The sequence below is a fragment of the Nocardioides sp. P4_G10 genome (assembly GCF_056401175.1).
In genome coordinates this window covers 63367-75538 of the sequence record NZ_JBFUJV010000010.1, presented here as the reverse complement: position 1 = coordinate 75538, position 12172 = coordinate 63367, and the positions used below count along the sequence as shown (strand labels likewise).

General features: G+C 72.9%; 13 protein-coding genes. 5 read left to right on the top strand and 8 right to left on the bottom strand.

All coding sequences use genetic code 11. The features are described from left to right. Nucleotides 1–18 precede the first annotated feature (18 nt). Complete coding sequence (locus AC1DP1_RS12385) at nucleotides 19–390, bottom strand: hypothetical protein (protein ID WP_477507102.1); 372 nt, start codon at nucleotides 388–390, stop codon at nucleotides 19–21. A 71-nt stretch (nucleotides 391–461) separates the two neighbouring features. Then, nucleotides 462–1355, bottom strand: a complete 894-nt coding sequence (locus tag AC1DP1_RS12380; RefSeq protein ID WP_477507101.1) for an RNase H family protein — start codon at nucleotides 1353–1355, stop codon at nucleotides 462–464. A 25-nt stretch (nucleotides 1356–1380) separates the two neighbouring features. Here AC1DP1_RS12380 and AC1DP1_RS12375 point away from each other — a divergent pair, with 25 nt between their 5' ends. Both AC1DP1_RS12375 and AC1DP1_RS12370 read left to right on the top strand, forming a co-directional pair. Beyond that, nucleotides 1381–2133 (top strand): SDR family NAD(P)-dependent oxidoreductase, encoded by a 753-nt coding sequence (locus AC1DP1_RS12375; protein WP_457185845.1) that lies wholly within the window; start codon nucleotides 1381–1383, stop codon nucleotides 2131–2133. Between the two features lie 80 nt (nucleotides 2134–2213). Continuing rightward, entirely contained in the window at nucleotides 2214–2903 is a 690-nt protein-coding gene (locus tag AC1DP1_RS12370) for an aspartate/glutamate racemase family protein (RefSeq protein WP_477507100.1), read from the top strand. A gap of 29 nt (nucleotides 2904–2932) precedes the next feature. On the opposite strand, the gene AC1DP1_RS12365 is transcribed toward AC1DP1_RS12370, so the two are convergent. Continuing rightward, complete coding sequence (locus AC1DP1_RS12365; RefSeq protein ID WP_477507099.1) at nucleotides 2933–3811, bottom strand: hypothetical protein; 879 nt, start codon at nucleotides 3809–3811, stop codon at nucleotides 2933–2935. Between the two features lie 128 nt (nucleotides 3812–3939). Between AC1DP1_RS12365 and AC1DP1_RS12360 the strand changes: the two genes are divergently transcribed. After that, nucleotides 3940–5334 (top strand): OFA family MFS transporter, encoded by a 1395-nt coding sequence (locus AC1DP1_RS12360; RefSeq protein WP_477507098.1) that lies wholly within the window; start codon nucleotides 3940–3942, stop codon nucleotides 5332–5334. Then, nucleotides 5331–5486, top strand: coding sequence for an MFS transporter small subunit (locus tag AC1DP1_RS12355; RefSeq protein WP_457185837.1), 156 nt, complete (start codon nucleotides 5331–5333; stop codon nucleotides 5484–5486). The genes AC1DP1_RS12360 and AC1DP1_RS12355 overlap by 4 nt, the downstream gene beginning before the upstream one ends. Nucleotides 5487–5520: 34 nt before the next feature. On the opposite strand, the gene AC1DP1_RS12350 is transcribed toward AC1DP1_RS12355, so the two are convergent. The 3 genes from AC1DP1_RS12350 to AC1DP1_RS12340 all read right to left on the bottom strand — a co-directional run bounded on the left by AC1DP1_RS12350 (nucleotide 5521) and on the right by AC1DP1_RS12340 (nucleotide 9041). Next, nucleotides 5521–6732, bottom strand: a complete 1212-nt coding sequence (locus AC1DP1_RS12350) for a class I SAM-dependent methyltransferase (RefSeq protein WP_477507097.1) — start codon at nucleotides 6730–6732, stop codon at nucleotides 5521–5523. Nucleotides 6733–6877: 145 nt separating this feature from the next. Beyond that, a complete protein-coding gene (locus tag AC1DP1_RS12345) occupies nucleotides 6878–8146 on the bottom strand; it encodes a hydroxyacid-oxoacid transhydrogenase (RefSeq protein WP_477507096.1) in 1269 nt (422 codons plus the stop codon). Then, nucleotides 8139–9041 (bottom strand): NUDIX domain-containing protein, encoded by a 903-nt coding sequence (locus AC1DP1_RS12340; protein WP_477507095.1) that lies wholly within the window; start codon nucleotides 9039–9041, stop codon nucleotides 8139–8141. Before AC1DP1_RS12340 ends, AC1DP1_RS12345 begins: the two co-directional genes overlap by 8 nt. A gap of 31 nt (nucleotides 9042–9072) precedes the next feature. Between AC1DP1_RS12340 and AC1DP1_RS12335 the strand changes: the two genes are divergently transcribed. Beyond that, nucleotides 9073–10101, top strand: coding sequence for an acyltransferase family protein (locus AC1DP1_RS12335; protein ID WP_457185829.1), 1029 nt, complete (start codon nucleotides 9073–9075; stop codon nucleotides 10099–10101). On the opposite strand, the gene AC1DP1_RS12330 is transcribed toward AC1DP1_RS12335, so the two are convergent. Together AC1DP1_RS12330 and AC1DP1_RS12325 are read right to left on the bottom strand one after the other, a co-directional pair. After that, complete coding sequence (locus tag AC1DP1_RS12330; RefSeq protein WP_477507094.1) at nucleotides 10031–10864, bottom strand: lysophospholipid acyltransferase family protein; 834 nt, start codon at nucleotides 10862–10864, stop codon at nucleotides 10031–10033. The two genes, AC1DP1_RS12335 and AC1DP1_RS12330, sit on opposite strands and share 71 nt — an antisense overlap. Continuing rightward, complete coding sequence (locus tag AC1DP1_RS12325; protein ID WP_477507093.1) at nucleotides 10861–12108, bottom strand: geranylgeranyl reductase family protein; 1248 nt, start codon at nucleotides 12106–12108, stop codon at nucleotides 10861–10863. Before AC1DP1_RS12325 ends, AC1DP1_RS12330 begins: the two co-directional genes overlap by 4 nt. Nucleotides 12109–12172 lie beyond the last annotated feature (64 nt).

Here is a 12172-nt window from a genome sequence, read left to right as displayed (position 1 = left end):
CTCGTGAATTCCCGCGGGTCAGCGGGCGTGGGCGCCGGCCGGGCGACGGCTGGCCGAGCGGCCCCGGCCGCGTGCGAGCGCGAGCCCCCCGAGGACCACCGCTACGACGCCCCAGAAGCCGTCGTACCAGGACGCGCCGTCGGGCCGGAACGCCTCGATGACCGACAGCGCCAGGAGGGCGGACGCGACGCCGACGACGGCGCGCACGGCCACCGCGTCGCCCTTCACGAGCGTGGTTCCGAAGACGGCAGACGCTGCCATCAGGCACGCGAGGCCGATGCCGTGCAGGACGTCGAGGACGGAACCGTCGCCGCCGCCGAGCAGCGCGTGCAGGATCCACAGCACGCCGCCCAGGACAGCGAGCGACGCAGCGAGCTTCGCAGGAGGCATCGGGCGAGTGTGCCACGTCTCACCCCGATGGGCGGTCCTGGGGCCGTCGAGCAGACCCTCGGGCCGGTCCGTCAGGGCTCGTCGGTGCCCTGGTGGAAGCGCTGCTGCCACTGTCCGCCGGCGCGCACCCAGAGGCTGCTGCGCAGCGTCGACCGTTCGTCTGCCAGCGCGCGCCAGAGGAGCAGGATCGTGTCGCGGTCGACCCGCTCGACCGACACCACGTCGAGGCTGACCGGCTCGATCGGGCCGACCTCGGCGAGCAGGTCGTCGCGGGTCCACAAGCGACCCGAGCGCCCGACCTCCTGCCACTGCGGGTGGAGCAGGCCCGCGACGGCGGCCCGGTCGCCGCGCACCTCGTCGCTCAGCAGCGCCCGCTCCATCGCGACGACGTGCTCCTCGTCGGTCGACTCCACCTGCCCGGCCTGGTCGGCGAGGTCGCTGAACAGGTCGGGCTCCTGCTCGACCTGCCCGACCGTCGCGGCGGGGTGGGCGGTGCTGCTGCCGGCGAAGCCCGGCCCGGCATCGGGCTCCACACCGCGCTGGTAGGCGGACGCAGCGGCGTTGGCGCGCTTGTCGGCCGCCTCGTTGAGCTCGTGGCCGGCGTGGCCCTTGACCCACTCGAAGCGGACCCTGTCGCGCCGGCCGTCCATGGCAGCGTCGAGGGCCTTCATCAGCTCGACGTTGAGCACGGGCTTGCCGTCGCTCTTCTTCCAGCCCTTGCGCTTCCAGCCCGGCATCCACTTGGTGACGGAGTCGATGACGTACTTGCTGTCGCAGAACACGTGCAGCTCGTCGTCGACGTGCGCCGTCTGCTGGAGGAGGTCGAGGACCGCCATCAGCTCGCCCATGTTGTTGGTGCCGCGCGGCCAGCCGCCGGACGCCCAGCAGTCGTCGTCGACGTACCACGCCCAGCCGGCCGGGCCGGGGTTGCCGAGTGCCGAACCGTCGGCCGCCGCGAAGATCACGGGCACATCTTGGCAGGATGGCCGCATGAGCACTGACAGCACCCAGCCCCGCACCGCCGTCGTGACCGGGGCCTCGAGCGGCATCGGTGCCGCGACGGCCCGCGCCCTGGCGGCGGCGGGCTTCCGCGTCGTCTGCGCCGCCCGCCGCACCGACCGCATCGAGGACCTCGCCGCCGAGATCGGGGGCGAGGCCATCACGTGCGACATCACCGACCAGGCGTCGGTCGACGCGCTCGCCGCGGCGGTGCCGGCCTGCCACGTGCTGGTCAACAACGCCGGCGGCGCCGTCGGGGTCGATCGGGTCGACGGGGCCGACCTCGACGCCTGGCGCTGGATGTACGACGTGAACGTCCTCGGCCTCGTCCGGGTGACCAAGGCGCTGCTGCCCGCCCTCCGCGCCAGCGGCGACGCGGTGATCGTCAACGTCGGGTCGACGGCCGGGCGCTGGGCCTACGAGGGCGGCGCGGGCTACACCGCCGCCAAGCACGGCGTGAAGGTGGTGACCGAGACGCTGCGGCTCGAGCTCAACGGCGAGCCGGTGCGCATCAGCGAGGTCGCCCCCGGGATGGTCCGGACCGACGAGTTCTCGCTCGTGCGCTTCGACGGCGACCAGGAGAAGGCCGACGCGGTGTACGCCGGCGTCGACCAGCCGCTGCTGGCCGAGGACGTCGCCGACGCCATCACGTGGGTGGCCACCCGGCCCTCGCACGTCGACATCGACGAGCTGGTGATCAAGCCGCGTGCCCAAGCTGCGGCACACAAGGTCCACCGCTCCTGACGCCCGGGCCCGTCGCCGGACGTCTGCGCAGCAGGCGAGACGGCGGCGGGCGCGGGCGTGTGCATGGAAGACTGCCGCGCGTGAAGACCATCGGACTCGTCGGCGGCATGAGCTGGGAGAGCAGCGCGGTCTACTACCGCGACCTCAACCTCGGGATGCGGGAGCGCCTCGGCGGGCTGTCCTCACCCAGGCTGGCGCTCACGACGGTCGACTTCGCCGAGGTCACCCACCTCGAGGACGACGAGCGCTGGGACCAGGTGGGGGCGCTCCTCGCCGACGCCGCCCGCGGGGTCGAGCGGGCCGGTGCCGACTTCCTGCTGCTGTGCACCACGACGTTCCACAAGGTCGCCGACCAGGTCGAGGAGGCCGTCGGCATCCCGCTGCTCCACCTCGGCGACGTCGTCGCGGAGGCGGTCAAGGCCGCGGGGGTCGAGACCGTCGGGCTGATCGGCACCAAGGTCGCGATGTCTGAGCCGTTCTTCGTCGACCGCCTGGAGGCCCACGGCCTGTCGGTCGTGGTGCCCGACACCTCCCACCACGACTTCCTCAACGACGCGATCTACGAGGAGCTGGTCCACGGTGTCGTGCTCCCCCGCACGCGCGGCCGGGTCGTGTCGATCATCGAGGAGCTGTGGGACGCCGGCGCCGGCGGCGTGCTGCTCGGGTGCACCGAGCTCGAGCTGCTGGTCAAGCAGGCCGACGTCGAGCTGCCGGTCTTCCCCTGCACGACGCTGCACGTCCAGGCCGCGCTCGACGCGGCCCTCGCCTGAGGCTTCGTGACGGTCGCTCCGCGACCTCCTCAACCAGCGGGCAGCGGCAGGCCGTACGCCGTCGAGAGCCAGCGCAGGCTGGTCCACGCGGGCGAAAGCAGGTCGGTCGCGCCGGCGGACGCCGGCAGGCCGACCCGGAGCACCTGGGAGCGGGCTCCCTCGGTGCTGACCAGCAGCTCGTCCCCGGCGAGGGCGATGCCCTCGCCCTGGTCCTGGTCGGGCAGCGGCCACGACTCGACGCCCTGCCACGACGGGAACGCCGACAGGTGGGCCGTCGTGTAGGTGCGCATGACCACCCCTCCGCCGCCCGGCAGGAAGGTGGCGTCCGTGACGATGCCCGGCGCCTGGCCGACCTCGGTCAGGCGGTTGGGCCGGTCGGCGCGCAGCCGATGCGGGGCGGCGTACACCGTGCCGGAGAAGACGCCCTTGGAGACAAGGAAGAGCTGGCCGGTCACGGGGTGGCTGACCAGCGCCTCGGCGTCGCGCGCGCCGTCGGGGTAGACGAGCTCGTAGGCCTCCGCCACGACGTCGCGGTCGCCGCGCCCGACCGGCACGCGGAGCACCGACACCGACGCGCGGGCGTGCTGGTTGTCGCCGATGTCGGCGACCCACACGTGGCCCGGGCCGGCGGGGGCCAGGGCCTCCACGTCCTCGGGATCGGTCGCCCACCTGGTGATGCCGACCGTGGCGCCGGTGGCGGGGTCGACGGCGAAGACCCGGCCCGAGTCGCCGGAGTCGTTGGTGGTCACGACGAGGCCGTCCACGGCGACCAGCCCGCTGGACTCGACGATGTCGGGGTCGGTGAACCGGAAGGCCACCTCGTCCGCCGCGTCCGGAACGCCGGCAGCGGCACCGACGAGGAACGGGACGGTCACGACCGCACCCAGCAGCAGATGCGTCCCCTTCACCCCGACACCGTAGCCGTGGGCCGTTCGTCCTACCCGGACGACCACTCGCCGCGCCTCCTCCTCAGGTGTGGGGACAGGTCGACCACCCGTCCGTAACGTGACGCGGGTCATCTCGGGAAAGGATGCGCATGTCGCGCCTCGACAAGCAGGCCATCGTCGCCGGTCCGGGCTACAGCCGTTGGCTGATCCCGCCGGCCGCTCTGGCTGTCCACCTCTCCATCGGCCAGGTCTACGCGTTCTCGGTCTTCAAGAACTCCTTGGTGGCCGACTTCGACACCAGCCTGACCGCGATCGGGTGGGTGTTCTCGCTCGCGATCGTGATGCTCGGGCTCTCCGCCGCGGTGCTCGGCACCTGGGTGGAGCGGTCCGGGCCCCGCAAGGCGATGCTCGCGGCCGCCCTCTGCTGGGGCACGGGCTTCTTCGTCGGCGCGGCCGGCATCGCGACCGGCCAGCTGTGGCTGCTGTACCTCGGCTACGGCGTCATCGGCGGCATCGGCCTCGGCATCGGCTACATCTCACCGGTCTCGACGCTCATCAAGTGGTTCCCCGACCGGCCGGGACTGGCGACAGGCCTGGCGATCATGGGCTTCGGTGGCGGCGCACTCATCGCCTCACCACTCTCCAACCGGTTGATGGGCGCCTTCGACCCCGGCTTCGTGCCCACCGAGCCCGGTGCGGTGGCGTCGGCATCGGCCCTGTCGCAGACCTTCGTCACGCTCGGCGTGGTCTACACCGTGTTCATGCTGATCGGCGCCGCCCTGATCCGGGTGCCACCCGGCCATGGTGACGACCAGACTGCCGAGCACTCTCCCGGCACCAACGGCGCTCTCGTGCGCGCGTCGAATGCCGTCCGGACCCCTCAGTTCTGGCTCCTGTGGGTCGTGCTCTTCTGCAACGTCACCGCCGGGATCGGCATCCTCGAGCAGGCCGCACCGATGATCCAGGACTTCTTCCGGGTCGACGGGGTCAGCTCGATCTCGGCCGCGTCCGCGGCCGGTTTCGTCGGCGTGCTGTCGCTGGCCAACATGATCGGCCGGTTCGTCTGGTCGAGCCTGTCCGACCGGATCGGGCGCAGGGGCACGTACGTGATGTACCTCGGCGTCGGACTCGTGCTCTACCTGCTGCTGGCACTGTTCGGCAGCTCCAGCACCTTCGTGTTCGTCGCGCTCGCGGCCGTGATCATCTCCTACTACGGCGGTGGGTTCGCGACCGTGCCTGCCTACCTGAAGGACCTCTTCGGGACCCTCGAGGTGGGCGCCGTGCACGGGCGCCTGCTGACCGCGTGGGCCGCCGCGGGCGTCGCCGGCCCCCTCATCGTCAACGGGTTCCTCGACCAGGCCGGCGAACCCGGCTCGCTGGTCGCGGCCGACTACCGGCCCGCGCTGCTGACGATGGCCGGCGTGCTCGCCGTCGGGTTCGTGGCCAACCTGATGATCAGACCCGTCTCGGACACCCACTTCGACCACGACGCGCACGCGGCCAACGAGGACCGCATCTCCGACCGACTGGGGGCCACCCGATGAGCACCGACGCGAACACCAGCCCTGCCCCGACCACCGACCCGGCCACGACGAGCCCGTTGCTGATCGCCCTCGCCTGGCTGCTCGTGGGCATCCCCCTGGCCTACGGCCTGTGGCAGACGCTGGTGAAGGCCTCGGCGCTCTTCACCGGCTGATCCTCCGCTGGGTCAGCGCCGGGTCAACGCCCGGTCACGGGCCGAGCAGCTCGCCGAGCCGGGGCTTCACGGCCCAGGCGGCGAGCAGGTCGTCGTACTCGCGAGCGGCGTCGGAGCCGTCGGCCCCGGTGCGCACCGCCCGCAGCAGCGTGTTGCGCGGCGTGTGGGCGCTCTCGACGAACTCGACGACGTCGACGCGATAACCCTCCCGGCGCAGCAGCGCGGCGCGGAGGGCGTCGGTGAGGGTGTCGGCGAAGCGCTCGCGCAGGATGCCGTGGCGGGTGATCATCGCGTAGGGCTCGGGCACGTCCGTCGTGCGGAGCTGGGCGGCGATGTGGTGGTGGCAGCAGGGGGCGGCGAGGACCAGAGGGGCCTCCCACTCCAGCGCGCGTCCGAGGGCGTCGTCGGTCGCGGTGTCGCAGGCGTGCAGGGCGAGCACGACGTCGGGCGCCTGGTCGAGCCGGGCATCGGCGATCGACCCGACGACGAAGTCCGCGTCGATGCCGAGGTCGGCCGCGACGCGCGCGTTGTGGTCGGCGGACTGCTGCTTGACGTCGACGCCGGTGACCCGCACCGGGAGGCGGTCGGACAGGTAGGCGTGGGCGGCGAACGTGAGGTAGGCGTTGCCGCAGCCCAGGTCGACCACCCGCAGCGGGTCGTCAGCGGTCGGGGTGCGCACCCGCCCCTGCGCGACGGCCTCGGTGAGGCTCGCGTCGAGCAGCCGGACGAACTCCTCCACCTGGCGGTACTTCGCCTGCCGGGTCGGCTTGACCCGCCCCTGCGCGTCGCTGATCCCGAGCGCGACGAGCACCGGGTGGTCCTCGGCGAGCAGCCGGTCCTTGGGCCGGTCGTGACCCCGGGACGGCGCGACCTCGTCGGTGCGCGTCGAGGTGTGCAGCAGCGGCACGCCCTTCTTGGTCACCCGCAGCTGGTGGGTCTCGGTGGCGGTGTCGACGTGCCAGTTGGCGAACGGCTCCGCGAGCAGCGCGTCCACCGCCGCCTCGGCCGCCTCGCCCACGAGGTGGTTGGTGGTGTGCGCCTGCGTGGCGTCGTACGACGTCACCTGCAGGTGGCGCCCGGCCCGCAGGTCGACGACCCGCAGCTCGACTCGACGCACCTCGCGTCCCTCCACGACGGGCACCGGGTGGCCCTTGCGCCGACCGCTCGCGAGCGCGCGCACCAAGTGGTCGGCGTCGAGGATCGCCGAGCGGACGGTGGCGAGCCCTGCCTCCGCAGGAGTGCTCACAGGACGGCGGCGAGGACGACGATGAGGATCAGTGCCCCCAGCGCCACCGGGATCACGAGTCGACGGTGGCGGGGGTTCATGCCCCCATCCTAGTGACCGGCGGGGCGGCCACTCATTCCTCGCGCGTCGCCGCCCGGAGGCGGGGTCACCAGTGCTCGAGGGACTCCTGGAACACGGTGGCCAGGTCCTCGGCCGTGACCTCCACGGGTGCGGTGGCGAGCAGGCGCTGCTGCTTGAGCGCCCCCTCGACCAGGTCGTCGACGTCGGCCTGGCCGAAGCCGAGCTCGGCCAGGCCGCTCGGCAGGCCGACGTCCCGCATCAGCCGGCGCAGCACGTCGGGGAGCGGCTCGCCGGTGCCGCCGAGGAGCTCGGCCGCACGGCGGTGGCGCTCGGGCGCCGCGTCGTGGAGGAACGCGAAGGCGGCGGGCGCGGTCATCACGACGGCCATCCCGTGCGGGACGATCGGCTCGTCCGCGGGATAGCCCTCGGGGCGGTAGTCGCGGACCCGGCCGGCGATCGGGTAGGCGCAGGCGTGCGGCACGTGGACGCCGGCGTTGCCGAAGCCCAGCCCGGCGAAGGTGGCGGCGAGGGCCATCTGCTCGCGCGCCTCGACGTCGGAGCCGTCGCGGACCGCGCGCCGGAACGCTCCGGCGAGGAGCGACAGGGACTTCTCGGCCCACATGTCGGCGATGGGGTTGGCGCCGCAGTAGGGCACCCGCTGCTCGGGCTGCTTGGCGTCGAAGTCGGCGAACCACCGCGCCGTCCAGCTCTCGAGCGCGTGGCAGAGGATGTCCATGCCCGCCGACGCTGTCACCATCGCGGGCTGCGTCATGGTCAGGTCGGGGTCGACGACGGCGAGGGTGGGCCGCAACCGGGCGTGGGAGATGCCGGTCTTCACCTCGAGCGCCAGGACGTCGAGCACGCAGATGGTCGTGGACTCGGCTCCGGTGCCGGTGGTCGTCGGGACGGCGACGAGGGGCAGGAGCGGGTGCTCGGGCGCCCGGCCGCCGCCGACCGGGGCGTTGACGTAGTCCATCAGCTCGCCGGGGTTGGTCAGCATCAGGTCGACCGCCTTGGCGGTGTCGATGGACGAGCCGCCCCCGACCGCCACCACGGCGTGGAAGGGACCGCTCGCGCGAGCCGCGGCGACGGCTGCCTCGAGGGAGGCATCGGTCGGCTCCACGCGGGCCTCGGCGTAGACCACCACCTCGAGACCGCGGGACCGCATGCCGTCGGCGATCCGATCGGGGTGCCCGGTGGCAGCGACGCCGGGGTCGGTGACGAGCAGAACCCGCCGCGCCGCCTCGCCCGGGACGTCGCGGCACAGCTGCTGGACGTCCCAGCCGATCTCGTCGCTGGCGCCGCGGCCGAACTTCAGCCCGGGTGCGGCGTAGGTGAAGACGCTCTCAGTCACGCTCTGCTCCCAACGCGTAGGTGACGACGTCGAGCACGTCGACCTCGCCCGATGCGATCCGTGCCGTGGGCACCCACGCGACGGCGTCGGTGGTGCCGTCCACCTCCACCACCCGCGGCTCCCCGTCGGCGACGCTCGCGCGGTAGACGAGGTGCACGCCGTGGTAGTCCTCGATCCGCCCCGACGGGGCGGTGCCGGAGAAGTGGGTGTCGTGCACGCCGAGCAGAGCGCCGACCTCGCACGGCAGCCCGCACTCCTCCTCGACCTCGCGGGCCAGCGCGACCGACGGGTGCTCGCCGTGGTCCACGCCCCCGCCGGGCAGCGTCCACCGCCCGGGGTGTGCGGCGGTGGACGAGAGCCGGGTCAAGAGCACTTCGTTGTCGCCTCCGGCGCAGCGGGTGACGACGGCGTACGCCGCGACGCGCTGAAGCCGGAACGGCTGGTGGTCGACGAGGGCCTCGGTCACGACGGACGACACCGGGACGGCGCCCGAGGCGACGTCGTCGAGCGCCTTCCAGGCGGCCTCGACCGTGGAGCCGTCGACCTCGACCACCCGCGGGGTGGGCGCGTCGGGTGGCACCCAGCCCTCGTAGACCAGCCGGATCGCGTGGGCGTCGACGAGCTGCCCGTCCCGGGGCGAGCGGGGCATGTGGGCGCTGTAGACCCGGGCCCGGTCCCCCACCGTGGCGTCGAGGCCCGCCTCCTCCTGCACCTCGCGGATCAGGGCGTCGCGCGGGTCCTCGCCGTGGTCGACCCCGCCCCCCGGGAGGGTCCACAGCTCGGAGCGCGAGACCCGCGGCGCGAGGCGGCTCAGCAGGATCTCGACCCGACCGCCGCGCTCGCGGAGGATGACGGCGTACGCCGCCACCCGCTGTCGCCTCGGCAGGGATCCCATGCGCCCAACCTAGTGAAGTACGGTGAGCGCCGTGCCCCCCGCGTCCCGAGATCCGTGGCTCGACAACGTCAAGATGGTCCTGATCACGCTGGTCGTCGTGGGGCACTCGATCGGGCTGGTCGAGGCCAGCGCGGGCAGCCACTGGGTCTACGACTTCATCTACCTGTGGCACATCCCGGCCTTCGTCTTCGTCAGCGGCTACCTCTCGAAGTCCTTCGAGTGGGACCGCCGCCGGATGAAGAGCCTGGTCTACACGCTCCTGGTCCCCTACCTGCTGTTCGAGCCGGCCCTGTTCTACTACCGCCGCGAGGTCGTCGGCGAGGGCGTCACGGGACCGCTGTGGATCGAGCCGCACTGGACCATGTGGTACCTCATCGTGCTGCTGATGTGGCGCCTGATCACCCCGATCCTCAAGCTGCACTGGCTCTTCCTGCCGCTGTCGGTGATCGTCAGCCTGGTCGGCGGGGTCTGGGACACCGAGGCGCTGATGATCCCGCGCTTCCTCGGCCTGCTGCCGTTCTTCGTGCTCGGCCTGCACCTCAAGCCCCGGCACCTCGCGCACCTCGACGACGTGTGGGTGAAGATCGCGGCAGTGCCGATGCTCGTCGGCATCGGGATCATGGCGCTCTACACCGACACCTGGGCGGAGTCGGCGCTGCTCTGGTACGACACCGGGTACTCCGAGATCCCGATCGACAACGAGATCGTCTTCCAGACCCGCCTCACCGTGATGATGGTCGGGCTGCTCGGCGCCTTCTCGGCGATGTCGCTGGTGCCGCGGCGCAACCTCGGCTGGTTCACCACGATGGGCAGCGCCACGATGGTCATCTACCTGTTCCACGGCTTCGTCATCAAGACGTTCATGGCGCTGGGCTGGCCCGACTTCACAGCCGCCTACCCGACGATCGGCCTGGTGCTGACCGTCATCGGCGCAGTCGGCCTCACCTTCTTCCTCGCCTGCCCGCCCGTGCGGCGGGTGCTCGAGCCGTTCACCAACCCGCTCGGCTGGCTGGAGGCGCGCCGCCGGGCTCGGGCTGGCTCGGCCCCCACGTCGGTCTGACCGCGGCGCGCGGCACCACGTCGAGGTGGGCGGCCTCGAGGCGGGTCGGTGCGTGCCCGCCGAGGTGCGCGGGGTACCACGGCGCGTGCTCGTCGGGCCGCGGCCGGTGGTGCGACAGCTGCTGGAGCTCCTCGAGCTGCTCGGTGAGCACAGCGCCCAGCCGGTGCGTCCACGCGGTGAGGTCGTCGTCGGGCCCGATCGTCAGAGGCGGACCGAAGCTGACGTCGATCCGACGACCGCGGGTGAGGTCGGGACGCGGCTCGCGACCGCGCCCGTCGGGCATGCCGACGGAGTAGACCCGCTGCGAGCCCCACAGCGCCACAGGAACGACGGGGACGCCGGTCTCCCGGGCCAGGCTCGCCACCCCGCGCATCAGCGACCGGACGGTGTAGGAGTAGCTGATCCCTGCCTCGGGGAACGCACACACCGCCTCTCCGTCGCGCAGCAGCCGGCGCGCCACGACGTACGCCCCGGCCGGGGCCTCGCGGTCGACCGGGACGTGCCGCATCGCGCTCATCGCCCGCGCCACGCCGGGCACCTGCCACACGTCGTGGCGGGTCATGAACCGGATGTAGCGGCCCGACGACCGGGCAGCGTCCTGCACGAACACGAAGTCCGGGTACGACACGTGCGTGGCCGCGAGCAGCACGGGGCCCTTGGTCGGCACGTGCTCGGCACCGAGGCCGGTGACCTGCATCCCGAGCGCGCGCATGCCGGCCCTACCGAGCGCGACGGCCGCCCGGTAGGTGTGCTCCCGGCTCACGCGAAGGGTGGCCGGGCGTCGCGCGCCACGGAACGGCGGCCGGCCCAGCGCCAGACCCGTGCCGCGCGGTCGCGGTCGGCGTCGTCGACGAGGTTGCCCATCCAGCGCAGGGCCAGCGTCATCAGCCAGTCCGAGCGCATCCCGACCGGGCCGAGCGCCGACACGACCGTCGGCTGGGTGGCGATCCCGGCGAGGCGGCGGGCGATGGAGAACGCCTCGCCGTAGTGCTCCACAAGCGTCGAGCGCCACGCCTCACCGAGGCCGACGCCGCTCGCGATGTGCTCGGCGACGAGGCGACCGGTCTCGAGGCCGTAGTCGATGCCCTCGCCGTTGAGCGGGTTGACGCATGCGGCGGCGTCGCCGATGAGGGCCCAGTTGGGACCGGCGACGTTGCTGACCGCGCCACCCATCGGGAGCAGCGCCGAGGTCGGCGACCGGAGCTCGCCCGACAGCCCGAAGTCGGCGCCGATCGTGTCGGCGTAGGTCTGCATCAGGGGCTTGATGGCGACCTCGGCCGGCCGTCGGCTCGTCGCCAGCGTGCCGGCGCCGAGGTTCACGGTGCCGTCGCCGAGCGGGAAGATCCACCCGTAGCCCGTCACCAGCTCGCCCTGGTCGTCGCGCAGCTCGAGGTGCGAGCTGATCCACGGGTCGTCGCTCATCTCCGAGTCGACGTAGGAGCGACCGGCCACCGCGTAGACGGTGTCGCGGTGCCACTCGCGCCCGAGGAGCTTGCCGAGCGGCGAGCGGACGCCGTCGGCCACGACCAGCCACTGGCAGGCGACCTCGTAGGTGCCGTCGGCGTCGCGCAGCTCGACCGCCGCGACCCGCTCCCCCTCGCGGCGTACGCCGACCGCGCGGGCGCCGTCGACGGCACGCGCGCCGCTCTTGATCGCCACCGTGCGCAGGTGGTCGTCGAGCTCGGTGCGGGCGACCGCCGAGCCCCAGTCGGGCAGCGAGCCGCCCGGCCACGGCAGCAGGAGCGTCTGGCCGAAGCCGTGGGCGCGCAGGCCCTCGTTGACGGTGTGGGCGCGCAGCCAGTCCTCGAGGCCGAGCTTCTGCATCTCCCCGATCGCGCGCGGGGTCAGCCCGTCACCGCACGTCTTGTCGCGCGGGAACGTCGCCGCGTCGGCCAGCACGACGTCGAGCCCGGCACGGGCGGCCCACGCCGCGGCGGCCGAGCCGGCGGGGCCGGCGCCGACCACCAGCACATCGGCGGAGGTGGGGCGCGAGGAGGGGGTCGTCACGCCGGGAATTCTCTCAGGCGGTCCCGCATCCACCGAAATGCACCGCGCCCCGGCCTCCCTTGCG

Coding starts and splice junctions, on each gene's coding strand:
- AC1DP1_RS12375 (WP_457185845.1), top strand. CDS start 1,381: ATGAGCACTGACAGCACCCAGCCCCGCACCGCCGTCGTGACCGGGGCC.
- AC1DP1_RS12360 (WP_477507098.1), top strand. CDS start 3,940: ATGTCGCGCCTCGACAAGCAGGCCATCGTCGCCGGTCCGGGCTACAGC.
- AC1DP1_RS12340 (WP_477507095.1), bottom strand. CDS start 9,041: ATGGGATCCCTGCCGAGGCGACAGCGGGTGGCGGCGTACGCCGTCATC.
- AC1DP1_RS12355 (WP_457185837.1), top strand. CDS start 5,331: ATGAGCACCGACGCGAACACCAGCCCTGCCCCGACCACCGACCCGGCC.
- AC1DP1_RS12385 (WP_477507102.1), bottom strand. CDS start 390: ATGCCTCCTGCGAAGCTCGCTGCGTCGCTCGCTGTCCTGGGCGGCGTG.